Below are 25,293 nucleotides of genomic sequence, written 5' to 3' on the forward strand. Positions count from 1 at the left end.
AGGCGTCAGACCCATGAGCAAGTCGCAGAAGTCTCCGATCACCAGCCCGCTGTCCGACTCCGACAAGGCGTCGGTCGGGGCGGTGCTCCAGGCCACCCTGGTCGACCTGGTCGACATGTCTCTGGTCGCCAAGCAGGCGCACTGGAACGTGGTCGGCAAGAACTTCCGCAGCGTCCACCTCCAGCTCGACGAGCTGGTCACCACCGCCCGCACCTACACCGACGAGGTGGCCGAACGGGCGTCCGCGCTGGGCATCTCGCCCGACGGCAGGGCGCGGACGGTGGCCGAGGGCTCGGGCGTGCCCGAGTTCCCCAGCGGCTGGTTGAAGGAGGACGAGGTCGTCACGGCGGTCGTCACGGCGCTCTCGCAGCTGATCCAACGGCTCCGCGCGCGGATCGACGAGACCGACAAGTCCGACCTGGTCACCCAGGACCTGCTGATCGAGATCACGAAGAACTTCGAGCAGGCGCACTGGATGTGGCAGGCCCAGCAGGCCTGAGCACGACCGGACGCGCCCGGGCCCGCCGACCGTCGGTCGGTCGGTCGGTGGACCCGGGCGTCCGTCTCACCGGATTCCTGCCCTGCGGGGCGGCTCAGAGCATCCGCTGCACGAACGAGACCTCCGCCGCCGTCTGCCGGATGGTCTCCGCGACCACCAGGGAGCCGTGCCCGGCGTCGTACCGGTACACCTCGTACGCCGCACCCCGCTCGGCCAGCCGGTCGAGGTAGTTGTCGATCTGCCGGATCGGGCAGCGCGGGTCGTTCTCACCCGCCAGCACGAGCACCGGGGCGCGCACCGCGTCCACGTACGTCAGCGGCGAGCACTCGCGGTACCGGTCGGGCAGCTCCTCCGGCGACCCGCCGAACAACGCCCGGTCGAACGCGCGCAGCGGCTCCATCTCGTCCTCGTACGCGGCGAGGTAGTCCGCGACCGGCACGCCCGCGACACCGGCCGCCCACCGCTCCGGCTGCGTCCCCAGCGCCAGCAGCGACAGGTACCCGCCCCACGACGCGCCGTTGACCACGCACTTCGCCGGATCCGCGAACCCCGACTCGACGGCCCAGTCGTGCACCGCCGCCACGTCCTCCAGCTCGGTCAACCCCGGCCGGCCCTCGATCGCGTCACGCCACTTCGAGCCGTACCCGGTGGAACCGCGGTAGTTCACGTGCACGACCGCGAACCCGGCGTCCAGCCACACCGCGCGGTAGGCCGAGAAGCGGTCCTCGTCGGACGAGTGCGGCCCGCCGTGCAGGTGGAACACGGTCGGCAGCGGACCGTCCGGCGCACCCGCCGGCCGGGCGACCAGGGCGTGCACCTCGCCCACGAACACGTCGGTCAGGTCGACCGACGGCGGCGCCTTGTGGCCCGGCGGCTCCAGCAGCACGCGCTCGTCACCGTCGACGCCGAGCACCCGCACGACACCCGGCTGCGCGGCCGACGACCACGAGTACTCCACCGCGCCGTCGGGCCGGACGTGCGCGCCGCCGACCGTCCCGTGCGGGGTGTCCAACGCGGACAGCGCGCCGGTGGCCAGGTCGTAGCGGTACACCGTGTTGCGCGCCTGGAACGTGTGCAGGACCAGCAGCGACCGCGCGTCGGGGTACCAGTCGGCGCTGATCTCGCCGGGCAGGTCGATCACGACCTCGGTCTCGGTGTCCGCCTCGACGTCCCAGATCAGCAGCTCCTCCTTGCCGCGCCGCTCGTGCCCGACCAGCAGCCGGTTGTCGCCGCGCACCGGGCTGAACGCGATGGCGTCCAGGCCCAGGCCCGGACCGTCCCACTTCTCCGCGACCTTCTCACCCGAAGGTGTGACCACGCGCAGTGCGGCGTGCCGGTTGTCGCCGTGCTCCGAGTGCGACAGCACGACCAGCGTCTCGTCCTTGGACAGCGCGGACACGCCGCCGTCGTTCTCGTGCGCGTAGATCACCTCGGCCGGCCCGCCGTCGCGCGAGACGTGCACCGTGGTGCCGTCGTCGGTGGACGTGCCGATCGCGACGACCCCGTGCCCGATCTCCAGCCCGGCCGGGTACCCGGCGGGCACACCGGCCACCGCGGGCGCGGCGGCGCCACCGCCCGCGGCGAACGGCTCGCTCACCCACGTCCCGAACTCGTCACCGTCGGTGTCGGCGAACCACCAGATCGTGTCGCCGTCGGGGCTGAGCGTGCCGTGTGACGTGCCGTTCGGGCGGTCGGTGACCTTGCGGTGGGTGTCGGTCGCCCGGTCCCAGGCGTAGATCTCCCACACCCCGCTGGAGTTCGACAGGTACAGGCTGCGGTCGGGCGCGTCCTCGGCCCACCCCGGCAGGCTCACCCGCGGGGCGGTGAAGCGGGCCCGCCAGCGGGCTTCGGCCTCGGCGTCGGAGAACAGCGGGTCGGGCACTTCGGCGGTCGGGTGCGTCGTCACGCACCCGATCCTGCCGGCTTCCGGCCGGTGACCAGGTAGTAGTCCAGCAGACCGCGCTCGGCGGCGCGCAACCAGTTGCGGTCCCACCGGTCGCGGTGCGGTCCCAGTTCGATCCACCGGTCCAGGCCGCGCCACACGTGCTCACCGATGCTGCGCGCGGCGACGTCGGCCAACCCGGCGTCACGCAGGTCGCGCAGCACGCCGTCGACGGGGTGGGCGCGGTCGAGCCCGGAGGCGAACGTCTCCAGCAGCTCGGCGAGCGCCGGACCCGCGCCGTCGTGCCGGGCGAGGAACGTGGTCACCGCGATCCGGCCGCCCGGCGCGAGCACGCGGGCGCTCTCCCGCGCGAACCCGGCGACGTCCTCGAAGTGCTGGGCGGCCTCCACGGACAGCAGGGCGTCGAACGAGGCGTCGGTGAACGGCAGGTCGTCGCACGGGCCCTGAACGAACGCCGCCCGCGGGTCGTCGTTGGCCGCGGTCGCCCGCGCGACCTGCTCCGGCATCAGGTCCACGCCCCGGACCAGGTCCGGTCCGCGGCGCAGGACGCGGCGCGCGCCCACCCCCCGGCCGCACCCCACCTCCAGCACCCGGTCACCGGCCCCCACGACCAGGGCGTCCAGCACCACGTCGTACAGCGCCTCCTGGCTGGCGACGCGCTGGTCGGCGGTGAGGTCGCCGGTCAGGTCCACGTCCCGCCAGTAGCCGAAGTTGATGAAGCCGCCGGCGAACACCGGCAACGCGGCCAGGTCACCCGAGCCGTACGCCCGGCGCAGTTCGTCTCGCACACCCGTGATCATGCCCATGCCGGGGCGGAGCCGGTCGCACCCTCGCCAGGCCGGCGGGAGCGCGGTCCGGCGCCGGTCCCGTTCACGGTGCGTGAGACGGCCTCGGCGCCGGACGCGACGGAGGGTGACCTGCCGGTGCGCGGTCCGACCGGGTGCGGCGTCGACCGGCCCGGCCGGCGGGACTAGCGGGACGGCCGCGCCCGACCGTCCCGGTCGTCCAGTTCCTCGGCCATGATCCGGTCCACCGCGCGCGACGCGCGGACCAGGGCGCGACCGGCCAGGGCGATCAACCCGGCCGCGGTCCCGACGACGACGGCCGCCGCGGGCGAGGTCACGACCGCCAGCAGGCCGGCTAAGCCGAGCGCGACCTGGGTCCACGCGACGACGGGGACCCAGCTCTTGACGGGGGTGGTGGTGGTCATGGGGTTCTCCCTGCTGGCGGTGGCGGGCGCCGGTTCGGAGGCGTCTACTCGTCGTCGCACGGGCTCCCCCGCTCGTTACGCGCAGTGACTTGAATCCTCAACGATCACTCGATCGGGTTAACGGAACGTGACTATTGTTCGAGTGGGGCCCGTGCTCGGGAATTAAGCAACAGCGAGGAGTAGTTCGTAACGTCCTCGTTCGTCCGAACGAATCACGAATTGCACGGATGGTGGAGCTGGCATAGGGGAGGCTTGACCGATGATCGAGAACACGGTTCGGCAGGGCGGTCGCGTCGGGTGCGTGGACGCCCTCGGTCGCCGGCGGACGCTCGAGGTGTCGCTCACCGACGAGGGCAACGTCTGCATCCACACCCCGCCCGGCGAGTCCGCCAAGCTCGACTGGAACGAGGTCGGCGAGCTCCTCCGACGCCTCGCGGCGCTGCCCCCGAACGTTATGTCACGCCGGGCCGCGCGGCCGGTCGGAGCGACCGGCCGCGCGGTCGGCCGAAAACCACTGGCCCGCCGGCCGACGCACCACTGCAATGGGGCGCATGATCGACCACACCGAGCTCAACCGCCGCCACTGGGAGGACAGCGCCGCCGCCGCGCACGGCCCGCTCGCCCGCGAGCACTGGGCGCGGACCGAACCCTGCTGGGGCCTGTGGGCGACGCCCGAGTCGCAGCTCGGCGTCCTGCCGCCCGACGTGTCCGGGCTGGACGTCATCGAACTCGGCTGCGGCACCGCCTACGTCTCGGCCTGGCTCGCCCGGCTCGGCGCGCGCCCCGTCGGCATCGACATCTCCGAACGCCAGCTCGCCACCGCCCGCGAGATGCAGGTCGAGTTCGACCTCGACTTCCCGCTGCTGCTGGGCGACGCCGAACAGGTCCCCCGCGAGGACGGCACGTTCGACCTGGCGATCAGCGAGTACGGCGCGTCCCTGTGGTGCGACCCGCACCGCTGGATCCCCGAAGCCGCCCGCCTGCTCCGACCGGGCGGCCACCTGGTCTTCCTGAGCCGCTCACCGCTGTTCGCCCTGTGCGCCCGCGACGCCACGACCGCGTCCACGACCCTGCAACGCCCCCAGTTCGGCCTCCGCCGCGTCGACTACGGCACGTCCACCGAGTTCACCCTGCCGCACGGCGAAACGCTGCGCCTCCTCCGCTCCGCCGGCTTCACCGTGGAGGACCTGATCGAAGTCCAAGCACCCGCCCCGGCCCACCGCGAGTACGCCGAGGTGTCCTCCGCGTGGGCGCACCAGTGGCCGAGCGAGGAGATCTGGAAGGCCCGCCTGACCTGACCCCGCAGTCCGCGGTCGGGTGGGCCTACTCGCCGATCTTCTTGGCCGACAACAGGATCTCGGTCGTGCAGTCCACCACCTGACCGGCGGCCACGCTCTGCGCCGTGGTCGTCCAGTTGCGGTCGAGCACGAGCACCCTGCCCTGCCCGGTGGCGTCCTCCTCGCGCAGGTTGAATAACCCGGCCGCCTGCATGGTGTCCTGGGCGTGCTGGTGCACCATGCCGACGACGTCCGGCACGGTGCACGTCCCGGCCGTCACCGGAGCCGTGACGGCCGGCGTCGGCGAGATGGTGGTCGTCGTGGCCATCGTGGGCGCCACGACCTCGGTTGTCGTGCCCTGACTCCGGTTCACCTCGGGCGCACTGCTGGTGTTCGGGGTGCAACCGACAACCAGTGCGGCAGCGACGACGAACGTGGCGGCTGATCGGATCTTCACGGTTCCTCCCGAAGTCCCTCGCCTGCCCAGTCGGCCGGTAGGAGAACCGCGTTACTCCCCAAGCACCCGACGATGACGCCTCGGACTGCCCCGGAACACAAATCAGGCCGAGTCCGTCTCGCGACAGACCCGGCCTGACCTGGTCGGGGTGACAGGATTTGAACCTGCGACCTCTTCGTCCCGAACGCTGCTATCCCAGGTCAGTAGGTCTCGATCAGAGTCGCTGAACTCGCGGTTCGTTCTGTCCCGTGCCGCTACGTAGGGACTCGTGTCGGCCGGTTCGCTGACTTCCTGCTGACCTCTTGTCAGCTCGGGCACCCGATCAACCGGTCATAATCGTGACCAGCATGGTGCGCCTCGCCCTGAGTGTTGATGCGGGAGGGGCTTAGGGGCGTCCCCGTAGGAGTAGCACGAGGACGCCCAAAGCCGCCTTTCGTTGCCAAGGGTGGGGGGACAGCACCGCGACTGCTGCGAGCATGCTGACAGTGGCAAGCGCCCATGTCACACCAAAGGCGGCTACCGTCGCCAGTTCTTGTTGATACATGCTGGTAGTGCTCCTGTGCGTTGTTGGGAGTGAAGCTCGCGTCGTGACTGTGGAAGGGAGCGACGCGAGCTCGATCAACGCGGCTAGCTTGCTGTCTGTGCTATCGCACCGGCAAGCCGCCTCGCGGGTGGAGTTGTAACTACGCTCCGCTGACAGGGTGCGCGTGCTCTTGTCCACTCAGGTGCTTGCTTACGGTGGTTGACCACCGATTTGCTCACCTAAGTGAGGGGCTTCGTGTCATCCCGCCGACCTGGCTTGTCCCAACCGCGCGTGTCAAGGGGGCACTTTCCGTCCACACGGGGTGGTTGGGCTGGGTCTGCCCCCTTGACGCGTGTGGTTGCCCTCGTGGAGGTCGGCGGGATGACACGAAACCCGGTCCCCGCTGGTTCACGAGTTGCCGGTGTCCTCCGGTCATCCTGCTGGCCTGCCCGTCCGGCGAGGACATGATCTTTCGGTTTTGCGGACGCTGGCGGGGTCGGTCGGCCGCTGTCCCGCTCGCCCGGTCCCGGCCCTGCCTCCCGTCGCCGGGCGCGGGTGGGTGGCCGAAGGCCGGGCCCCGCCCGCTTGCCCGAGCGACACAAGGACGGGGCCGAAAAGGACCTGGCGAGCGGAGAGGACAGAGCGCGGCCGAGCGGCCCCGCCAGGGGCCGCCTTGAACCAGTAGAGAAAATCCTCACCAGTGGACCTGAGCAGGCACGGAGCCGTGATCACTCGTCAACGACGGGGATCCGGTAGGTCAGGCCGTAGCGATCACCGGGCACGACGATGTCGCACGTCTCGACCGGTAGATCATCAGCGAGGAACGTCCGCTCGATGCTGAGCACGTGGACACCTGGCGGGATGTCCAGGGCCTCGACTTCCCACGGCAACGGAGCGCGGGTTGTCACCGACTCGATGGCCTCGGTCACGCGGACGCCGATGCTGTCCATACGGCCTATGACTCCCAGACCGGCTAGCGGGCCTTCCTCGGGACGCTCGATGTCGGTGCCCTCTGTCAACGTCAGCGGCTCGTACGACGTGGACACCTGGATGGGACGGCCGTTCGCGAGGAAGCGGTACGCGGTTCGCATCACCGGTGTACTCGCGTCGATCTTGAGCCTGGCCGCGATGTTGTTCGAAGCCGGGGCCGGTGCGGAACTCGCCTCGATGTTGGCCGTTGCGCCCGCGCGCCGTGCATCGTCAGCGAACTCGCCTGTGAGCTTGCGCCTCCGGTAGCGATTCCTGGCCAACCGGTCGATCTGCTGTCGCGGCTTGACGAAGCTGCCTTTGCCGGTGTGGCTGATGATCAAGCCTTCGTTGCGCAGTACGCCGATGGCTTGTCGGGCCACGATCCGAGAGACGCCGTACTCGTTCATCAACTCAGACTCGGATGGCAGTTTGGAGCCCTCGGGCAGCGCACCCTCAATGATCTTGGTGCGGTAGTCGTTCGCGATCTGCGCGTAGGCAGGAGTTCCGGTCCAGCGTGTCACCTGGTCGGCCTCCTCTCAGTAGCTGCCTGTCATACCTACTAGGTTAGCTTCACCCGATCAGCCTACTGCGACAGCTTGGCTGTTGTACCTATTATGATAGGTGTCAGACGGTGTGATCCCGTAAGCAGAACGGCCCGGCCGGGGCGGCTACCCCAACCGGGCCGACAAGGACTCAACGGGCGGCTACCCGTGAGGCCTACGCGCAAAGCTGGACGGCCATGCGCTCACTGAGCGTACCGCGCGTAGTACCTCGCAACCAATCGCCACGTGGAGTCCAATGCCTCGAAAGGGTTGGACATGACGGCTGTTTTGGCTGGTGGGCGGCGTTCTCGGACTGATAGTGAGGGTCGGGAGTTCCACTTTTGGGACGTGAACCCGTTGACGGGTGTGGCGTTGTGCGCGTCGCGGTTCGACGACCTGCCGGAGTTCATCGCGTTGGTGGTCGAACACATGGGGTTCACCGCGTCGCAGTGGGACCGGTTGGTGCGTGCGGGTGAGGTGGTGGAGGAGGTCGACTGCCACCGGGCGCGGGTGATCCCGTGGACGCTCAACCGCCCGTTGAGCAGGCCCCCGGCGGGGAAGGCCCCGGAGGGCACGTGCCCGGACTGCTGGGGCACCTGTGTGGAGATCGACACGGACGGCTCGCTGACCGGCGTGGTCGGTGCGTCGTTGGTGTGCCTGTGCACGCGGCTGTCGGCTCGGGGGTCGCGATGACGGTCACCGAGCAGACCTGTTGGTGCGGCGGGTCCGGCCTGGTGGAGTGGCGCGGGCGGTGTGGTGTCTGCCGGGGGCGCGGCGTGATCGGCGTGCTGGACGAGTCGGGCACGGCTGAGGTCGAGCGCGCCGAGTCGTTGGCGTGGTCGGCGCGGCACGGTCGGGTGTCGGGGGTGGCCGCCTGATGGTCACTGCCGCTCTGGTGTCGCGTTTGTCCACCGAGGACGAGCGGTTGACGAACCTGTTGCGCTCCAACGGTTACCGGTCGTGGCGGCGTCGGGTGGAGTCGGTGCACGGCTGCGCCCGCCCGGTCCGCCTGGTCGGCTCCACCCGCATGGAGGACACCACGGCCGGGGTGGTGCTGGACGGGTTCGAGGGCTCGCTGTTCGTGCCGTGCGGCAACCGGCGTGAGGCCGTGTGCGAGCCCTGCTCGGCCCGCTACGCCTCCGACACCTTCCACCTCGTGCGCTGCGGCCTGACCGGTGGCAAGGGTGTCCCGGAGTCGGTGTCGGGGCATGTGCGGGTGTTCGCCACGCTGACCCCGCCCTCGTTCGGCAAGGTCCACAACCAGCCCCGCACCCGCTCCGGCAAGGCCCGGCGCTGCGGCTGCGGGGAGTACCACCACGACGCCGACACCCGACTCGGAACCCCGCTCGACCCGGCCACCTACGACTACGTCGGGGCGGTGCTGTGGCAGGCGCACGCCTCGGAGCTGTGGCGGCGCTTCACCATCACCACCGCCCGCCACCTGGCCGACGCACTCGGCATCCGACGCGGCGAGCTGCGCGATCACCTGCGCGTCTCGTACGCCAAGGTCGCCGAGTACCAGCGGCGCGGCCTGGTCCACTTCCACGCCGTCATCCGGGTGGACGGCCCGGACGGTCCCGACTCACCAGCGCCACTCGCCGTGACGCCCGAACTGCTGTGCGCGGTGGTGCGTTCCGCGGCTTCCTCCGTGCACGTCACCACCAAGGACAGCGACGCCGTAGGCCAGCACACCCTGACGTGGGGTGAGCAGGTCGACGCGGAGCCCATCGCCGCGTACGAGTCGGGTGATCCGGACGCGGCGGTGCGGGATCGGCAGGTGGCCGGCTACATCGCCAAGTACGCCACCAAGGGCACCGGAGCCACCTCCGGCGTCGACTCCCGCATCAAGCGTGAGGAGTCGATCGCGGGCCTGGACGTGTCCGAGCACCACAAGGCCATGATCTCAACGGCCTGGCGGCTGGGCGGGCTGCCGGAGTTCGCCGGGCTGAACCTGCGCAAGTGGGCGCACATGCTCGGCTTCCGGGGCCACTTCCTCACCAAGTCCCGCCGCTACTCCGTCACCTTCACCACCCTCCGCACGGCACGCGCCGAGCACCGGTACGCCGAACAGCTCGACCGCCTCGGCGTCACCGACAGCTCGACCGTGCTCGTGGTCAACGACTGGGCCATGACCGGAGTCGGCTACCGCACCGACGCCGAACGCGAACTGGCCGGAGCCATCGCGTCCCGCAAGCTGTCTCGTCGCGTCGGGGAGGAGCCCGCAGCATGAACCCCTTCGACCCCGTTCCCGGCCCGAACAACCCGTTCGACCTGCCCTCCGACGGCGACCCGTACGACGGGCCAGAGGTCGACATCGACCCGCGTGCGTCCCTGTTCACGCTGACCGAGGTGGCCTTCCTGCTCGACCTGAGCATCGGCGTCACCACCGAGTACCTGGCCAACGGCACCATCCCCGGCACCCAGGTCGGCGGCTACTGGCTCAGCTCCCGTGCCGACCTCAAGACCTGGTGGGACAACCTCCCCCGCGAAGGCGGTGTGTGGTGAAGCAGACGACCAGCGGCGAGCACTACTCGGTGCCGGAAGCGGCGGCCTACCTGAACACGTCCGTCCGGTTCGTCCGGCGGCTGATCGCGGATCGGCGCATCACGTTCTACAAGCTCGGTCGGCACGTGCGGTTCAAGCGTGTGGACCTGGAGGCGTTCGTCCAGGCGGGCAAGGTCGAGCCGATCACGGCTGACTCGGTCCTGCGCGACCTGCGGAGGGCTGGCTGATGGCGCGCAAGAACGGTCGCCGCCGGTTCGGCTGGGTTCGCAAGCTGCCCTCGGGGCGCTTCCAGGCGAGCTACCTCGGGCCTGACGGCCAGCGGCACAACGCGCCTGACACCTTCGCGACCGAGCGGGACGCAGACCGGTGGCTGGTCCAGGTGGAGAGCGTGATCATGCGCCAGGAGTGGATGAACCCCAACCGGGCCAAGGTGTCCCTCCAGGAGTACGCGGAACGCTGGATCGCGGAGCGGCCCGGCCTGCGTCCCCGCACGATTCACCTGTACGAGTGGCTGTTGACCAAGTACGTCACACCGCACCTCGGCGCGGTCCAGCTCGGCCAGCTCGACACGCCCATGATCAGGCAGTGGCGGGCACGGCTGCTCGCTGCGGGCGTCTCGGAGTCGATGACCGCCAAGGCGTACCGGTTGCTGCGGGCTGTGCTGATGACGGCGGCGAACGAAGACCGGATCATCCCTCGCAACCCGTGCCAGGTGCGCGGCGCTGGCTCGGAGAACCCGGACGAACGGCCGGTGCTGACCGTGGCCCAGGTGTTCGACCTGGCGTCGCGGATGGCTGATCGGCGCTACCGGGCCTTCGTACTCCTGGCGGCGTTCGCCACGCTCCGGTGGGGCGAGATCACAGCTCTCCGGCGGATGGACATCGCGCCGGACGCGAGTGCTGTTCGCGTTGCCGGAGCGTTCGTGGAGCTGCCCGGTCGCGGCCTGGTCTACGGTCCGCCCAAGTCACGGGCTGGCCTGCGGTCCGTCGCGATCCCGGAGGCTATCAGGGCTGACCTGCTCGCTCACCTGGACGAGTTCACCGCCTCGGCTCCTGACGCCTGGGTGTTCACCGGTCAGCGTGGCAACCCGCTGCGACGGGGTGACTTCAACCCGCGTACCGGCTGGAAGAAGGTGGTCGCTGACATCGGCGTGCCTCACCTGCACTTCCACGACCTCCGGCACACAGGGAACACGCTCGCAGCTCGCACCAAGGCCAGCACGAGAGACCTGATGGCGCGGATGGGACACGACAGTCCTCGGGCAGCGTTGATCTACCAGCACGCGACTACGGAAGCGTCTCGGGAGATCGCGGCGGCCTTGAGCGGCCTGGTCGAGCGGGAGCGGGGCGGCGGAGGTGACGAGGATGACGGCTCGGCTGGCGTCCTGGTCCCAGGCGACTAACCGCACGTGGACAGCACGGTGACGCTGTAGATCCGAAACGACGAAGGCCCAGGTCATCCGGAAAACCGGCGCTGACCTGGGCCTTCGTCTGTCTGAGCGGGTGACGGGAATCGAACCCGCCTCTACAGCTTGGGAAGCTGTCGTTCTACCAATGAACTACACCCGCGTGTTGCGTGCCCGATCATACACATAGCCGGCCGCCGGGTGGTCGAGTGCCGTCACCTAGGCTGTGCCCGTGCTGCTCAGTGACCGCGATCTGCGGAAAGAGGTCGAGTCCGGCCGGTTGGTGCTGGAGCCGTTCGACGACGTCATGGTGCAGCCGTCCAGCATCGACGTCCGGTTGGACCGGTTCTTCCGCGTCTTCAACAACACCCGGTACACGCACATCGACCCCGCGATGCAGCAGGACGACCTCACGTCGCTGGTCGAGCCGGTCGACGACGAGCCGTTCGTGCTGCACCCCGGCGAGTTCGTGCTCGGCTCGACGTTCGAGCTGGTCACCCTCCCGGACGACCTGGCGGGCCGGCTGGAGGGCAAGTCGTCCCTCGGTCGCCTCGGCCTGCTCACGCACTCGACGGCGGGTTTCATCGACCCCGGCTTCTCCGGCCACATCACGCTGGAGCTGTCGAACGTCGCCAACCTGCCCATCACGCTCTGGCCGGGCATGAAGATCGGCCAGCTGTGCCTGTTCCGGCTCAGCAGCTCGGCCGAGCACCCGTACGGCTCGGCCCAGGCGGGGTCGCGCTACCAGGGCCAGCGGGGCCCGACGCCGTCGCGGGCGTACCTCAACTTCCACCGCACGGACACGACCAAGCGCTAGAGCCGCAGGTCGCCGTACCTGGCCAGCACGCGCGACCGCAGCTCCGGGTCGTTGCGCGGCACCGGCTCCAGGAACACCTCGTCCAGCTCGGGGTGCGCGGCCCGCAGCTCGGCGTCGATCCGCACGCACGCCCGCTCCAGGTCGGCCGCGCCGAGCGAGTCGTCGAAGTCGAGCCGCGCGCACACCAGCACGCGGTCCGTGCCGACGGCCATCGTCAGCAGGTCCACCACCTGCTCGACCTCGGGCACGGCCTTCAGGTCCGCCCACACCGCGCGCACCAGCACCGGGTCGGCCTGCCTGCCGATCAGCAGCCCCCGGTTGGTCGACGCCAGCGTGTACGCGGCGAACGCGAGCAGCACGCCGATCGCCAACGACGCCACGCCGTCCCACACCGACTGGCCGGTCAGGTGGTGCAGCCCCAGCCCGCCGAACGCCAGCACCAGCCCGACCAGCGCGGCCGAGTCCTCCAGGAACACCGTCTTCACCGTCGGGTCGTCCGACATCCGCAGGAACGCGAGCATCGACCGGTCCTCGGCCCGCGCACCCCGCCGCACCTGCCGCATCGCCTGGGTCCACGACACCGACTCCAGCCCGAACGCGATGGCCAGCACCACGTACCCGACGACGGGGCTGGTCTGCTCCACCGGTTCGCCGAACACGGTCCGGATGCCCTCGTACAACGCGAACACCGCGCCGGACACGAAGATCGACACGGCGGCGAGCAGCGACCAGAAGTACCGGTCCTTGCCGTAGCCGAACGGGTGCCTGCGGTCCGCGGGCCGGCTCGACTGGCGCAGCGCCGTCAGCAGCAGGGCCTCGGTGAGCGTGTCCGCGACCGAGTGGGCCGCCTCCGCCATCATCGCCGCCGACCCGGTGATCACGCCGGCGATCGCCTTCATCACCGCGATCGCGAGGTTCACCGCCAGGGCGAGCAGGACGGTCAGCGTGCTCTCCCCGCCGCCGTGCTTCGCGGACTCTTCGGGCATGACTGGAACGTTAGGCCCCTGAGGCAAGATCCGCGCGGCACGTGGTGTGACGCAGCTCTCGAAACGATCGCCCCTCGGGATCCGACGAGCAGGTGAAGGATTCGATCTTTGGGGGGATCTTCACGTGCGAAGCGTGACCAGCCGCGCTGCCGCGGTCGCGGCCGTCGGCGCGGTGCTGCTGACCGCAGTCCCGGCGAACGCGCAGGCCGACACGGTGTCGCTCACCGGCCTGGTGTGGTTCGACCGCGACGCCGACGGCGTGGTGGACGAGGGCGAGCCGCCGCTGGCCAACGGCCGCGGCATCGAGGTCTACGACGCCACGACCAAGGCGTTCGTCGGTGAGTACGGCACCGACGCGAACGGCCGGTACCGGGCCGACGGGCTGCCGGACGTGCCGCTCGCGATCTGGAACCGCAACGCCGACAGCTACAAGGCGACCACGCCGTCCACGGTCAACCCCGTCCGCGGCGGCGGCACGTTCGACTTCGGCTTCCTCGGCGGCACGGTGCGCGGCTGGTCGTTCCAGGACCTCGACCGCGACGGCGTCCGGCAGGGGAACGAGCCGGACGTGCCCGGTGCCCCGACCGTGCGGCTGGTGCTGGAGAAGAACGGCGAGGAGCGGGACGTGGCGCCCGCGACGCGCGGCGTGAACGGCGAGTACGAGTTCCGGGACGTGCCGGTCGGCTCGGACGTGTCGGTCGTGGCCGACGCCGTGCCGGAGCGGAAGCTGGCGCCGTCGTCGACCGAGTACGACGTCGACCCGGCGACGCGGCGGAAGTCGATCGTCGTCCGACCGGGCGAGACGACCCGCGTGGACGTCCGCTACACCTACCTGGACGCCGACTTCGTCGCGGGCGCGGCCCGGCTGGAGCCCGCGAAGGACGCCTACCGGCTGGGTGACGTCGTCACGCTGGTGGTGCCGGTGACCAACAAGGGCGAGGCCCCGGACAACCCGGACATGGTGGTGTTCGGGTCGACGCCGGAGTTCGTCGAGGCGGGCGGCGGGGTCGAGGTCGTGACGCCCGGCCAGGAGTTCCGCCTCAAGGAGCCGATCGCGGTGGGCGCGACCGCCGACGTCCGCCTGACCTACCGGTTGGACGACGCCGGGTTCACCGAGTTCCACCTGCTCGTCCGGCCGGTCTCGGCGCTCGGGCACCGGGAGACGAACTTCGCGGACAACCACGCGCGCGTGTCGCTGGAGTACACGACCGGGGAGTCCCCGACCACGTCCCCGACCGCGCCGACGGACCCCACGACGACCGCGGCGCCCACCTCGACCACCACCACGACCGCTGCCGTCGTCCAGGTGGGCGGTGGCTCCAGCGGGTTGGCGAGCACGGGCGCGTCGCCGTGGTCGTTCCTGGCGATCGGGCTGCTGCTGCTCGGCGGCGGCGCGTTGGCCTTCTTGGCGGCACGCGGGCGTCGTCGCGCCTGACCCGTTCGGCCGACCGCCACCGCTAGCCTGCGGCATGGGCATTTTGGTGCACGTACTGCTGACGGCGGTGGCGGTCTGGGTCGCGACGCTCATCCCGGGCATCGACCTGGACGCGGGCGCGTCGACCCCCGCGAAGATCGGGACGCTGATCGGCGTCGCCCTGCTCTTCGGTCTGGTGAACGCGGTCGTCAAGCCGCTGGTGAAGTTCTTCGGCTGCCTGTTCTACCTGGTCACGCTGGGCTTGATCGGCCTGGTGGTGAACGCCCTGCTGTTCTGGCTCACGGGCTGGCTGGCGGGCGAGCTGGGCCTGCCGTTCGACGTCACCGGCTTCTGGCCCGCGTTCTGGGGCGCGATCATCGTCGCCCTCGCGAGCTGGCTGCTGAACCTGGCCTACGACCGCGTCGCGGATCGCGACTGACCCTGCGGAACGCCCCCCGGTCCGATGAGGACCGAGGGGCGTTCGCCGTCCACAGCGGACTCAGCCGGAAGAGGCCTTGTCCTCGTCCGGCAGGGCGGTGCCGGTGGGCGACTCGTCCGTCGGCACGTCCTGGCGCTCGCGGTCCAGACCCCGGCGCACGGACGTCAGCAGCAGCTGCGCCACGTCCACCACCTCGACGTGCGAACCCGCCGCGCCCTCGTTCTGCCGCGCCGTCACGCCGTCGGTCAGCATCACGCGGCAGAACGGGCAGCCCGTGGCGATCTTCGACGGCGCGGTGCCCAGCGCCTCGTCCACGCGGTCGAGGTTGATGCGCTTGCCGATCCGCTCCTCCATCCACATGCGAGCGCCGCCGGCGCCGCAGCACATGGACCGCTCCTCGTGGCGGGGCATCTCGCGCAGCGTCGCGCCCGACGCGCCGACCAGCTCGCGCGGCGCCTCGTAGACCTTGTTGTGCCGGCCCAGGTAGCACGGGTCGTGGTAGGTGACGTCCTCCGCGACCTCCGCCACCGGCACCAGCCTGCGCTCGCGCACCAGCCGGTTGAGCAGCTGCGTGTGGTGCACGACCTCGAACTGGCCGCCGACCTGCGGGTACTCGTTGGCCAGGGTGTTGAAGCAGTGCGCGCACGTCACGACGATCTTGCGCTGACCCGGCTCACGGCCGTCGAAGACGGTGTTGAGCACCTCGACGTTCTGCTGAGCCAGCATCTGGAACAGGAACTCGTTGCCCGCCCGCCGCGCCGGGTCGCCGGTGCAGGTCTCCTCCGGCCCGAGCACGGTGTACTTGACGCCCGCGGTGTGCAGCAGCTCGGCCACCGCCCGCGTGGTCTTCTTCGCCCGGTCCTCGAACGCGCCCGCGCAGCCGACCCAGAACAGGTACTCGGCGTCGCCCAGCTCGCCGTCGAACACCGGCACCTCGAAGTCCAGGCCCTCGGTCCACGCCAGGCGGTCCTTGGCGTTCTGGCCCCACGGGTTGCCCTTGTTCTCCAGGTTCTTGAACATGCCGCCCAGCTCGGACGGGAAGTTCGACTCGATCAGCACCTGGTAGCGGCGCATGTCGACGATGTGGTCGACGTGCTCGATGTCCACCGGGCACTGCTCGACGCACGCGCCGCACGTGGTGCACGACCACAGCACCTCGGGGTCGATGACGCCCAGCTCGTCCGCGCCGCCGATGAGCGGGCGCTCGGACTCGGCCATCGCCAGCACGTCGATGGACTCCAGGCGCTTCTTGTAGTCCTCGTACTTGTCCTCGGTCAGGCCGACCTCGTCACCGGCCATGTCCTTGCTGCCGCCGGCGAGCAGGTACGGGGCCTTGGCGAAGGCGTGGTCGCGCAGCTGCGTGATGACGAGCTTCGGCGACAGCGGCTTGCCGGTGTTCCACGCCGGGCACTGGGACTGGCAGCGACCGCACTCGGTGCAGGTGCTGAAGTCCAGCCAGCCCTTCCAGGAGAAGTCCTCGACCTTGCCGACGCCGAACACGTCCTTGTCGGGGTCGGCCTCCTCCAGGTCGAGCACCTGGCCGCCGCTCATCATCGGCTTCAACGCGCCGAGCGCGACGCCGCCGTCGTCCTCGCGCTTGAAGTAGATGTTGAAGAACGCGCTGAACCGGTGCCAGGCCACGCCCATGGTGAGGTTCTTCGCCACCACGATCAGCCAGATCATGCCGGACAGCAGCTTGGTGATCGCCATGATCGAGACCCAGTTGGGGCTCGCGGGCAGGATGTTCGACAGCGGCGCGGTCACGAACGACGACCACAGCGGCGGGTCCTCCAGTCCGGAGGCCTGCTTGAACGCCTTCACGCCGAGGATGCCCAGGCCCTCGATGATCACGACCGCTTCGACGAAGTACGCGGCCTTGAAGCTGGAGCCCGCGAACCGGGACAGCCGGTCGGCGCGGCGCGGGTGGTTGAGCTGGCGGATGACCGCCAGCGCGACGCCGCCGACCACGGTGCCGATGCCGAGCAGCTCGACCAGCAGCGCCCACAGCGACCAGGTGCCGATGACGGGCCAGTGGAAGCCGGGGTAGAAGACCTCGCCGTAGGCCTCGAACAGCACCGCGGAGCCGATGAGGAAGCCCCACATCACCATCCAGTGCCAGGGCGCGACCTTGCGGAACTTGGCCATCCTGGTGTGCGCGACGAACTCCACGACCAGCGTGCGCAGGCGGGGTCCGAACGGCCCGTTGCGGGTCGCGTCCGGCTGGCCGAGGCGGATGATCCTGATCATCCGCAGGACACCGGCGACGAACAGACCCCAGGCGAACACGCTGACGGCGACGCCGATGGCGCCGAGGGTGAGCTGGAGGGCTCCCATTGTGGTGGCGGCCTTTCTCGTCCGTTCTCCTGGCTGGGCAGCCTACGCCCGATTACTCGCCGGTAACCACTTGGACGTGGTCGATCGCATACCGCCGGTAGACTAGTGGAACAGACGTTCAACTTGTTGGGGGCTGACCGTGCTTGTGTACCTCACCCTGGCCGTGGCGATCATCGGTGAGATCACCGCGACCGTGTCCCTCAAGTTGTCCGAGGGCTTCAGCAAGCCGATCCCCTCCGTCGTGGTCATCGTCGGGTACGTGGTCGCGTTCGGCGCGTTGAGCAGGGTCCTGCACCTGGGCATGCCGATCGGCGTGGCGTACGCGATCTGGTCCGCCTTCGGCGTCGCCGCGGTCGCGGGCATCGGCGTGGTGGTGTTCGAGGAACCGTTGAACGCCACGATGGTGGTCGGGTTGCTGCTCGTGATCGCGGGCGTGGTGGCCATCGAGGTGGGCAGCGGTGCCGCCGCCTGACGGCCGCCGGGCCCGCGGCGACCGGCGTCGGCGGGAAATCCTGGAGGCGACGCTGCGGGTCGTCGAACGGGACGGCGTGGCCGGGGTGAGCCACCGGTCCGTGGCGCGGGAGGCGGGCGTGCCGACGACGTCGACCACCTACTACTACGCGACCCTGGACGAGCTGCTCATCGCGACGCTCACCTGGTCGGCCGACCATATGGCGTCGAGCTTCCGCGAGGTGCCCCTGACGCCGGCGGCGGTGGCCCGGTTCATCGCGGACGCCGCCGGCGCCCACCGGGGTCGCACGCTCGCGGAGTACGAGCTCTACCTGCTGGCGGCACGCCGGCCGGAGCTGCGCCCGGCGGCCCGGCGGTGGATCTCGCTGATGACCGAGGTCGCCGGTTCGGGGGACCCGGTGGCGCTGCGGGCGCTGCTCGCGGGCCTCGACGGGCTCCTGATCCAGGCGTTGATCGCGGATTTCCCCCCAATGGCGCAGGATTTGGAGCCGGTCGTGTCCCTTCTGATGCTCGGTCGATGACCTTCGCGCGGGACACTGTCGGCATGAGGTTCGCCGGTCGTGAGTCGTGGCAGGTGTCGCACGGGACGAATCAGACGGTCAACACCGCGCTGTTCATCCGCGACACCCTGGCGCTCTCCGTCGAGACCGTGCCGGAGCTGCCCGGGCTCGACCCGTCGGTGCCGGTCGTGGTGCCGCCGGGGGTCGACCGGGCCGGTGCGGCCGAGGAGTGGCTCGGCTGGTGGGCCGACGTGCTCGACTACGCCCGCGCCGAGCTGCCCGGCGGCGCACCGGACGACCCGGCCGGGCCCTCGTTGCAGGTCCGACCCGCGCTGCGGGCGGCGGTGCTGGCGCTGGGCGCGGCGGCGGACGAGTACGACCAGCGGTACGTCACGTCCCGGGGCGCGCTGCCGATCGGTGAGGTCGTGCGCGGCGTCGAGGGCAGGCTCGGCCGGTACGTGCGGCCGTTCCGGCTGGTGATCACCGAGGTGCCGGTGCAGGGCGTGGTGTGGGAGCGGATGACGCCGACCCACGTGATCGCCTCGCAGCGCTTCCTGGTCGACCCGGCCCGCTCCGCCCCGGCCCTGCGCGCCGTCGTCGAATCCCTCGCCTGACCGCGTGTCCTCCCTCCGGACCGCGCGTGTCCTACGTTCAGAACGCGAGAGTCCTACGTTCGGAACGCGAGAGTCCTACGTTCGGAACGCGAGAGTCCTACGTTCGGAACGCGAGAGTCCTACGTTCAGAACGCGAGAGTCCTACGTCCAGGACACCCGAGTTGAACGCTCGGCGCGCACGCGCCCCTGACCGATCGCTGACCGGAGGGGTAGGGCCAGCCCCCGTATCGGCTCGGGGGCCTTCCTGGTGGGGTGGTGGGCCGAGTACCCCTAACTTGGACGTCGAAGACCTTGACGTGACGAGGGGGCAGCGGTGGTTAAGCGGATCGCGGTGGTGGCGGGCGTGGCGGTGGCCGCGGCGCTGGCGCTCACGTCGTGCGTGCGGCTCGTGGAGAACGGCTTCGACGACAAGCACTCCGTGACCGACCAGGTGACCGAGGTCCGGCTCCAGAACGGCTCGGGCAACGTCATCGTCCGCAGCCGGTCCGACGCCACCGAGACCGAGGTCCGGCGGCGCGTCCAGTACCCGAAGGACTCCGACAAGCCCGGCGGGGTGTCGCACCGCATGGAGGGCAGCACCCTCGTGCTGGACGGCTGCGGCAACCGCTGCACGGTCAACTACGAGGTCACCGTTCCGTCCAAGGACGTGCGGATCACCGGCGAGAACAGCTCCGGCGACGTCCGCCTCGAAGGCCTGGCGAGCGTCGACATCGAGGTCGGCTCCGGCGACGCGGTGGTCCGGGACGTCTCCGGCGCGGTCCGCGTCGACAACAGCTCGGGCGACCTGGAGGTGGTCGGCGTCGGCGGCGACTTCACCGGCCGGGTCGGCTCCGGCGGCACGAGGCTGTCGGACATGCGCGGCGCGGTGACCATCGACAGCGACTCCGGCGACGTGGACGTGAAGATTGCCGCCGTGAACTCGGTGCACGCCGACGCGGGTAGCGGCAGCCTGACCGTCGCCGTGCCGGAGGGCGCGTACAAGGTCGACGTGGACGCGGGCAGCGGCGACAAGGACATCAAGGTCAAGAGCGACCCGAGCGCCACCGCCGAGCTGGTCCTGCGCTCCGGCAGCGGTGACGTGACGGTGCGCCCCGCCTAGCACCACCCCCTCGCGCGTCGGCCCCGGTCAGCGACACCTCGTGTCGCCTGGCCGGGGCCTTCGCCGTCACCCGGAAGTGTCCCGGATCACCCCGTGGCGGGAACACCGGAGCGGTCCCGTCCGTTGGACAGGCAGGAAGATTGAGCCGGGTGGACTCAAGTCCGTCCGGGCCGGTTAAACTTGAGCCGGTACCGCTCAACGCGGGGCTCTCACAGACGCACTACCAGGAGGAATTCCAATGGCGCGAGCGGTCGGCATCGACCTGGGGACGACCAACTCCGTCGTCGCGGTTCTCGAGGGTGGCGAGCCGACGGTCATCGCCAACTCCGAGGGGTCGCGCACCACCCCGTCCATCGTGGCCTTCGCCAAGAACGGCGAGGTGCTCACCGGTCAGCCCGCCAAGAACCAGGCGGTGACCAACGTCGACCGGACGATCCGGTCCGTCAAGCGCCACATCGGCACGGACTGGCGGACCGACGACGTCGACGGCAAGAAGTACACGCCGCAGGAGATCAGCGCGCGCGTGCTGATGAAGCTCAAGCGCGACGCCGAGGCCTACCTGGGCGAGGAGATCACCGACGCGGTCATCACCGTCCCCGCCTACTTCGAGGACGCCCAGCGCCAGGCCACCAAGGAGGCCGGCCAGATCGCGGGCCTCAACGTGCTGCGCATCGTCAACGAGCCCACCTCCGCCGCCCTGGCCTACGGCCTCGACAAGGGCGACAAGGAGCAGACCATCCTGGTCTTCGACCTCGGTGGCGGCACGTTCGACGTCTCGCTGCTGGAGCTGGCCGAGGGCGTGGTCGAGGTCAAGGCGACCTCCGGCGACAACCACCTCGGCGGCGACGACTGGGACCAGCGGATCGTGGACTGGCTGGTCGAGCGGTTCAAGCAGACCAACGGCATCGACCTGACCAAGGACAAGATGGCGTTGCAGCGCATCCGCGAGGCCGCCGAGAAGGCCAAGATCGAGCTGTCCAGCTCGAACAACGCCTCCATCAACCTGCCCTACATCACCGTGGACTCGGACAAGAACCCGCTGTTCATGGACGAGACGCTGTCGCGCGCCGAGTTCCAGCGCATCACCAACGACCTGCTGGAGCGCACCCGCGCGCCGTTCAACAACGTGATCAAGGACGCCGGCATCAGCGTCGGCGACATCGACCACGTGGTGCTGGTCGGCGGCTCCACCCGCATGCCCGCGGTGGCCGAGCTCGTCAAGGAGCTGACCGGCGGCCGTGAGCCGAACAAGGGCGTGAACCCGGACGAGGTCGTCGCGGTCGGCGCGGCCCTGCAGGCCGGTGTGCTGAAGGGCGAGGTCAAGGACGTCCTGCTGCTCGACGTCACCCCGCTGTCCCTGGGCATCGAGACCAAGGGCGGCGTGATGACCAAGCTCATCGAGCGCAACACGACGATCCCGACCAAGCGCTCGGAGATCTTCACCACCGCCGACGACAACCAGCCGTCCGTGCAGATCCAGGTCTTCCAGGGTGAGCGCGAGTTCGCCCGGGACAACAAGAAGCTCGGCATGTTCGAGCTGACCGGCCTGCCGCCCGCGCCGCGCGGCGTCCCGCAGATCGAGGTCACCTTCGACATCGACGCCAACGGCATCGTGCACGTGTCCGCGAAGGACATGGGCACGGGCAAGGAGCAGCGGATGACGATCACCGGCGGCTCCGCGCTGCCGAAGGACGACATCGAGCGGATGATCAAGGACGCCGAGGCTCACGCCGAGGAGGACAAGCGCCGCCGCGACGAGGCCGAGGTCCGCAACCAGGCCGAGACGCTGGTCTACCAGACGGAGAAGGTCCTCAAGGAGAACGAGGACAAGATCCCGGCCGAGGTCAAGGAGAAGGTCGACGCGGCCATCGCGGAGACCACCGAGGCGCTCAAGGGCGAGGACATCGCCAAGATCCGCACCGCGGTGGAGAAGCTGGCCACCGAGTCCCAGGCCATCGGCCAGTCCCTGTACGCCAACGCCCCCACGGCCGACGCCGCGGGCGCCACGGGTGGTGCGCCCACCGGTGACGCGCCGAAGGCCGACGACGTGGTGGACGCGGAGATCGTCGACGAGGACGAGAAGAAGTGACCCAGCCCGAGGAACAGCCCCAGGTGGTCGTGCGCGATCGCAGGCGCATCGACCCGGAGACGGGACAGGTGCGGCCGACGCCCTCGGACGAGGGCACGCCGGTCGAGGACCAGGTCGACACCCCGACCGACGCCCCGGTCGAGTCGCAGGTCGAGTCGGTCGAGTCGCAGGTCGGATCGGACGCCGGCTCGGAGGTCGGCGGCAAGCACGCCGCCCCCGACGAGCCGGAGGCCGTGTCCGTCGACCCGTCCGTCGAGCTCAAGGCGCAGCTGGACGAGCGGACCGCCGACCTGCAGCGGCTGACGGCCGAGTACGCCAACTACCGCAAGCGCGTCGAGCGCGACCGGGAACTGGTGATCACCACGGCCAAGGCGCAGGTGGCGGGCGAGCTGCTCGCCGTGCTCGACGACATCGAGCGGGCCGGCGCGCACGGTGACCTCACCGGCGCGTTCAAGGCGGTGGCCGACAAGCTGGTCAGCGCGCTGCACGGCACCGGCCTCGAACCGTTCGGCCACGAGGGCGAGGAGTTCGACCCCTCGGTCCACGAGGCCGTCCAGCACGGCACGTCCCCGGACGTCAGCGGGCCGACCGTCACCGCCGTGCTGCGTCGCGGTTACCGCTTCGGCGAGCGCGTGCTGCGGCCCGCGCTGGTCGCGGTGACCGACCACGAGCCGGCCGCCGCACCGACGGCCGACGAGCGTGCCGAACCGGTGGAAGAGCAGCAGGACTGACTGAGAGGGGGCGGCGTCCGTGAGCGCTCGCGACTGGATCGAGAAGGACTTCTACCGCGAGCTGGGCGTCACCTCCGACGCCTCGGCCGACGAGATCAAGAAGGCGTACCGGAAGTTGGCGCGGGAGCTCCACCCCGACGCCAACCCCGGTGACGCCCAGGCCGAGGCGCGGTTCAAGGCGGTGTCCGAGGCGTACGGCATCCTCTCGGACACGGCGAAGCGCAAGCAGTACGACGAGGCCCGCCGCCTCTTCTCCGGAGGCGGCGGGTTCCCCGGCGGGTTCGGCACCGGTGGCGGCGGGTTCGACGTCGGTGACCTGTTCAACCGGCAGAACGCGCAGGCCGGCGGCATGGGCGGGCTCGGTGACCTGCTCGGCGGGCTGTTCAACCGCAGGGGTGGCACGTCCACGTCCGCGACCAGACCCCGCCGCGGCGAGGACGTCGAGACCGACGTCCGCATCGACTTCACCGAGGCCGTCAAGGGCGCGACCGTGCCCATGCGCCTGTCCAGCCCGTCGACCTGCGGCACGTGCGCGGGTTCCGGCGCGCGTCCCGGCACGTCGCCGCGGACGTGCACGAACTGCGGCGGCGCCGGCCTGGTGACCCGCAGCCAGGGCGCGTTCGCGTTCTCCGAGCCGTGCGCGGACTGCCGCGGCACCGGCCGGATCGTGGACGACCCGTGCCCCGAGTGCGGCGGCGACGGCGTCAGCACCAAGACCCGCACGCTGACCATCCGCATCCCGGCCGGCGTGGACGACGGCCAGCGGATCAGGCTGGCCGGCCAGGGTGAGCCGGGGCGCAACAACGGCCCCGCCGGCGACCTGTTCGTGCGCGTGCACGTCAACCCGCACCCGATCTTCGGCCGGTCCGGCAACGACCTGACCGTGTCCGTTCCGGTGACGTTCCCGGAGCTGGCGCTGGGCACGACGTTGACCGTGCCGACGCTCGAGGGCAAGGTGACGTTGAAGGTGCCCGCCGGCACGGCCAGCGGACGGGTGCTGCGGGCCAAGGGCAAGGGCATCGCCAAGCGCGACGGCCAGCTCGGTGACCTGCTCATCACGCTCAACGTGGCCGTGCCGAACAACATGGACGCCGCAGCCCGGGAGGCGTTGGAGGACTACGCGTCGGCGACGGCGAAGCACGACCCGCGCGCGGAGCTCAACGCCCTGTTGGAGAAGAGGTCGGTGTGAGCTTCCCGTTCCCGCCCGGCACCGACGAGGACACCCCGTTCTTCGTCATCTCCGTGGCGGCGCAGCTGTCGGGTCTGCACGCCCAGACCCTCCGCGCCTACGACCGGTTGGGCCTGGTGTCGCCGGGCCGCACGTCCGGCGGCGGGCGGCGGTACTCGATGCGCGACATCGTGCTGCTCCGGGAGGTGCAGCGGCTCTCGCAGGAGGAGGGCGTCAACCTCGCCGGCATCAAGCGCATCATCGAGCTGGAGAACGAGGTCGGCGCGCTGCGCGCCAAGGTGCAGGAGCTGGGCGAACAGCTCGCCAACGCCATGGCCGCGGCCGAGCACGCCGCCGCGTCGGTGCACGCGTCGTACCGGCGCGACCTGGTGCCGGTGCGCCACGAGACGGCCCTGGTCGTGTGGAAGCCGAACTCGCAGCGCTGACCGGCTCTGACCGGCTCCCGGCTCGACCCCCGGCCGTGCGGTTCTTCGGCTCCGGCTCTCGGCTTGGTCGCCCGATAGGGTGATCATCGCCCGGATATGTACGGAAACGCTGTTCCCGATCCTCGGTTGCACATGAGGAAACCCGCGACGCCGAACCCCGCGCCGGACCGGAACGCCGAACCCGCGCCAGACTGGACGACGTGGACTACGTCTTCGTGCACGGCACCACCCAGTCGCCGGCCGCCTGGCGCCCGGTCGAGGACCTGCTCCGCCGCCGCGGCCACCAGACCGCGGCCGTGGACCTGCCCACCGACCGGCCCGAGCTGAGAGCCGTCGACTACGCCGCGATCGCCCGAGCCCAGGCGGGCGACGCCCTGGCCCCGATCCTGGTGGGCCACTCCGGCGCGGGCCTGCTGATGCCCGCCATCGCCCGCGCGCTCGGCGCGTCCCACCTGGTCTGGGTCGCGGCGATGGTCCCCGGCCCGGTGTCCCTGGCCGACGAGCTGGCCGCCGACACCGGCGGTGAGATGTTCGACCCCGAGTGGCGCTCCCTCACCGAGCCGCCCACCGCGGACCCGGTCGTCGCCTCGTACTTCCTGTTCCACGACTGCGACTTGGCGGGCGTCCGTGCGGGCCTGCGGACCCTGCGCCTGTTCTACCCCGCCGCGACGTACCGCGAGGTGCACGACCTGCCGGACCTGCCGTCGACCTACGTCCTGCCCCGCGAAGACCGCACGCTGCGCCCGTCCTGGATGCGCCGGGCCGCGCGCGACCGGCTCGGGGTCGAGGCGATCGAGGTGGACGGCGGCCACTGCCCGCAGACCAGCCGCCCGGACACCCTGGCGGCCATCCTGGGCGCCGCCTGGCCCGGCCGGCCGTAATCACCCGACCCAGT

At 70.5% G+C, this 25,293-nt stretch carries 27 protein-coding genes and 1 tRNA gene; 20 read left to right on the forward strand and 8 right to left on the reverse strand.

Annotated elements, in window-relative coordinates; translation table 11 throughout:
• Positions 1-13: 13 nt before the first annotated feature.
• Positions 14-499 carry a DNA starvation/stationary phase protection protein gene (locus tag AB0G02_RS01225; RefSeq protein WP_360787456.1) on the forward strand — a complete coding sequence of 162 codons (486 nt, stop codon included), beginning with the start codon at positions 14-16 and terminating at the stop codon, positions 497-499.
• A 94-nt stretch (positions 500-593) separates the two neighbouring features.
• Here the strand turns inward: AB0G02_RS01225 and AB0G02_RS01230 are convergent, their stop codons facing one another.
• The 3 genes from AB0G02_RS01230 to AB0G02_RS01240 form a co-directional block, all read right to left on the reverse strand.
• Positions 594-2,405, reverse strand: a complete 1,812-nt coding sequence (locus AB0G02_RS01230) for a prolyl oligopeptidase family serine peptidase (protein WP_360787459.1) — start codon at positions 2,403-2,405, stop codon at positions 594-596.
• The gene (locus AB0G02_RS01235; protein WP_360787462.1) at positions 2,402-3,190 is read right to left on the reverse strand and encodes a methyltransferase domain-containing protein; all 789 of its coding nucleotides are present in this window, start codon (positions 3,188-3,190) and stop codon (positions 2,402-2,404) included. Before AB0G02_RS01235 ends, AB0G02_RS01230 begins: the two co-directional genes overlap by 4 nt.
• Before the next feature lie 182 nt (positions 3,191-3,372).
• Positions 3,373-3,612, reverse strand: coding sequence for a hypothetical protein (locus AB0G02_RS01240; RefSeq protein ID WP_360787465.1), 240 nt, complete (start codon positions 3,610-3,612; stop codon positions 3,373-3,375).
• 551 nt (positions 3,613-4,163) lie between these two features.
• Here AB0G02_RS01240 and AB0G02_RS01245 point away from each other — a divergent pair.
• Positions 4,164-4,910: a class I SAM-dependent methyltransferase gene (locus tag AB0G02_RS01245; protein WP_360787468.1), complete on the forward strand. Its 747-nt coding sequence runs from the start codon at positions 4,164-4,166 to the stop codon at positions 4,908-4,910.
• A gap of 25 nt (positions 4,911-4,935) precedes the next feature.
• Here the strand turns inward: AB0G02_RS01245 and AB0G02_RS01250 are convergent, their stop codons facing one another.
• Both AB0G02_RS01250 and AB0G02_RS01255 read right to left on the reverse strand, forming a co-directional pair.
• On the reverse strand, positions 4,936-5,346 hold the full coding sequence (locus AB0G02_RS01250) for a hypothetical protein (RefSeq protein WP_360787471.1): 411 nt from the start codon (positions 5,344-5,346) through the stop codon (positions 4,936-4,938).
• A gap of 1,251 nt (positions 5,347-6,597) precedes the next feature.
• Positions 6,598-7,359 carry a GntR family transcriptional regulator gene (locus AB0G02_RS01255; RefSeq protein WP_360787474.1) on the reverse strand — a complete coding sequence of 254 codons (762 nt, stop codon included), beginning with the start codon at positions 7,357-7,359 and terminating at the stop codon, positions 6,598-6,600.
• Between the two features lie 369 nt (positions 7,360-7,728).
• Here AB0G02_RS01255 and AB0G02_RS01260 point away from each other — a divergent pair, with 369 nt between their 5' ends.
• Genes AB0G02_RS01260 through AB0G02_RS01285 form a run of 6 tightly spaced genes read left to right on the forward strand, consistent with a single transcriptional unit; the run spans position 7,729 to position 11,287 of the window.
• Positions 7,729-8,073, forward strand: a complete 345-nt coding sequence (locus tag AB0G02_RS01260; RefSeq protein WP_360787477.1) for a hypothetical protein — start codon at positions 7,729-7,731, stop codon at positions 8,071-8,073.
• Positions 8,070-8,258 carry a hypothetical protein gene (locus AB0G02_RS01265; protein ID WP_360787480.1) on the forward strand — a complete coding sequence of 63 codons (189 nt, stop codon included), beginning with the start codon at positions 8,070-8,072 and terminating at the stop codon, positions 8,256-8,258. Before AB0G02_RS01260 ends, AB0G02_RS01265 begins: the two co-directional genes overlap by 4 nt.
• Positions 8,258-9,610 carry a replication initiator gene (locus AB0G02_RS01270; protein WP_360787483.1) on the forward strand — a complete coding sequence of 451 codons (1,353 nt, stop codon included), beginning with the start codon at positions 8,258-8,260 and terminating at the stop codon, positions 9,608-9,610. The genes AB0G02_RS01265 and AB0G02_RS01270 overlap by 1 nt, the downstream gene beginning before the upstream one ends.
• Positions 9,607-9,885, forward strand: coding sequence for a hypothetical protein (locus tag AB0G02_RS01275; protein ID WP_360787486.1), 279 nt, complete (start codon positions 9,607-9,609; stop codon positions 9,883-9,885). Before AB0G02_RS01270 ends, AB0G02_RS01275 begins: the two co-directional genes overlap by 4 nt.
• Positions 9,882-10,112, forward strand: a complete 231-nt coding sequence (locus AB0G02_RS01280; RefSeq protein ID WP_360787489.1) for a helix-turn-helix domain-containing protein — start codon at positions 9,882-9,884, stop codon at positions 10,110-10,112. The genes AB0G02_RS01275 and AB0G02_RS01280 overlap by 4 nt, the downstream gene beginning before the upstream one ends.
• Positions 10,112-11,287: a tyrosine-type recombinase/integrase gene (locus tag AB0G02_RS01285; protein ID WP_360787492.1), complete on the forward strand. Its 1,176-nt coding sequence runs from the start codon at positions 10,112-10,114 to the stop codon at positions 11,285-11,287. The genes AB0G02_RS01280 and AB0G02_RS01285 overlap by 1 nt, the downstream gene beginning before the upstream one ends.
• Positions 11,288-11,382: 95 nt before the next feature.
• Here AB0G02_RS01285 and AB0G02_RS01290 read toward each other — a convergent pair.
• A tRNA-Gly gene (locus AB0G02_RS01290) sits at positions 11,383-11,453 on the reverse strand.
• Positions 11,454-11,522: 69 nt separating this feature from the next.
• Here AB0G02_RS01290 and dcd point away from each other — a divergent pair.
• Positions 11,523-12,107 (forward strand): dCTP deaminase, encoded by a 585-nt coding sequence (gene dcd / locus AB0G02_RS01295; protein WP_360787495.1) that lies wholly within the window; start codon positions 11,523-11,525, stop codon positions 12,105-12,107.
• Here dcd and AB0G02_RS01300 read toward each other — a convergent pair.
• On the reverse strand, positions 12,104-13,093 hold the full coding sequence (locus AB0G02_RS01300; RefSeq protein WP_360787498.1) for a cation diffusion facilitator family transporter: 990 nt from the start codon (positions 13,091-13,093) through the stop codon (positions 12,104-12,106). The genes dcd and AB0G02_RS01300 overlap by 4 nt on opposite strands.
• A gap of 133 nt (positions 13,094-13,226) precedes the next feature.
• Here AB0G02_RS01300 and AB0G02_RS01305 point away from each other — a divergent pair, with 133 nt between their 5' ends.
• Positions 13,227-14,528: a hypothetical protein gene (locus tag AB0G02_RS01305; protein WP_360787501.1), complete on the forward strand. Its 1,302-nt coding sequence runs from the start codon at positions 13,227-13,229 to the stop codon at positions 14,526-14,528.
• 34 nt (positions 14,529-14,562) lie between these two features.
• On the forward strand, positions 14,563-14,946 hold the full coding sequence (locus AB0G02_RS01310) for a phage holin family protein (protein WP_360787504.1): 384 nt from the start codon (positions 14,563-14,565) through the stop codon (positions 14,944-14,946).
• 60 nt (positions 14,947-15,006) lie between these two features.
• On the opposite strand, the gene AB0G02_RS01315 is transcribed toward AB0G02_RS01310, so the two are convergent.
• Positions 15,007-17,280 carry a (Fe-S)-binding protein gene (locus AB0G02_RS01315; RefSeq protein ID WP_360787507.1) on the reverse strand — a complete coding sequence of 758 codons (2,274 nt, stop codon included), beginning with the start codon at positions 17,278-17,280 and terminating at the stop codon, positions 15,007-15,009.
• A 139-nt stretch (positions 17,281-17,419) separates the two neighbouring features.
• Here AB0G02_RS01315 and AB0G02_RS01320 point away from each other — a divergent pair, with 139 nt between their 5' ends.
• From AB0G02_RS01320 to AB0G02_RS01360, 9 genes are all read left to right on the forward strand, one after another.
• Positions 17,420-17,752, forward strand: coding sequence for a multidrug efflux SMR transporter (locus tag AB0G02_RS01320; RefSeq protein ID WP_360787510.1), 333 nt, complete (start codon positions 17,420-17,422; stop codon positions 17,750-17,752).
• Positions 17,739-18,272, forward strand: a complete 534-nt coding sequence (locus AB0G02_RS01325) for a TetR family transcriptional regulator (RefSeq protein ID WP_360787513.1) — start codon at positions 17,739-17,741, stop codon at positions 18,270-18,272. Before AB0G02_RS01320 ends, AB0G02_RS01325 begins: the two co-directional genes overlap by 14 nt.
• A 23-nt stretch (positions 18,273-18,295) precedes the next feature.
• Positions 18,296-18,865: a hypothetical protein gene (locus AB0G02_RS01330; protein ID WP_360787516.1), complete on the forward strand. Its 570-nt coding sequence runs from the start codon at positions 18,296-18,298 to the stop codon at positions 18,863-18,865.
• Between the two features lie 313 nt (positions 18,866-19,178).
• Complete coding sequence (locus tag AB0G02_RS01335; protein ID WP_360787519.1) at positions 19,179-19,964, forward strand: DUF4097 family beta strand repeat-containing protein; 786 nt, start codon at positions 19,179-19,181, stop codon at positions 19,962-19,964.
• A 238-nt stretch (positions 19,965-20,202) separates the two neighbouring features.
• Positions 20,203-22,053, forward strand: coding sequence for a molecular chaperone DnaK (dnaK, locus tag AB0G02_RS01340; protein WP_360787522.1), 1,851 nt, complete (start codon positions 20,203-20,205; stop codon positions 22,051-22,053).
• Positions 22,050-22,784: a nucleotide exchange factor GrpE gene (grpE, locus tag AB0G02_RS01345; RefSeq protein WP_360787525.1), complete on the forward strand. Its 735-nt coding sequence runs from the start codon at positions 22,050-22,052 to the stop codon at positions 22,782-22,784. Before dnaK ends, grpE begins: the two co-directional genes overlap by 4 nt.
• A gap of 19 nt (positions 22,785-22,803) precedes the next feature.
• A complete protein-coding gene (gene dnaJ, locus AB0G02_RS01350) occupies positions 22,804-23,973 on the forward strand; it encodes a molecular chaperone DnaJ (RefSeq protein WP_360787528.1) in 1,170 nt (389 codons plus the stop codon).
• Positions 23,970-24,398 carry a helix-turn-helix transcriptional regulator gene (locus AB0G02_RS01355; RefSeq protein ID WP_360787531.1) on the forward strand — a complete coding sequence of 143 codons (429 nt, stop codon included), beginning with the start codon at positions 23,970-23,972 and terminating at the stop codon, positions 24,396-24,398. The genes dnaJ and AB0G02_RS01355 overlap by 4 nt, the downstream gene beginning before the upstream one ends.
• A 200-nt stretch (positions 24,399-24,598) precedes the next feature.
• Positions 24,599-25,279 (forward strand): alpha/beta hydrolase, encoded by a 681-nt coding sequence (locus AB0G02_RS01360; RefSeq protein WP_360787534.1) that lies wholly within the window; start codon positions 24,599-24,601, stop codon positions 25,277-25,279.
• Positions 25,280-25,293 lie beyond the last annotated feature (14 nt).

The organism is Actinosynnema sp. NPDC023658, assembly GCF_040639995.1.
Classification (GTDB): domain Bacteria; phylum Actinomycetota; class Actinomycetes; order Mycobacteriales; family Pseudonocardiaceae; genus Actinosynnema.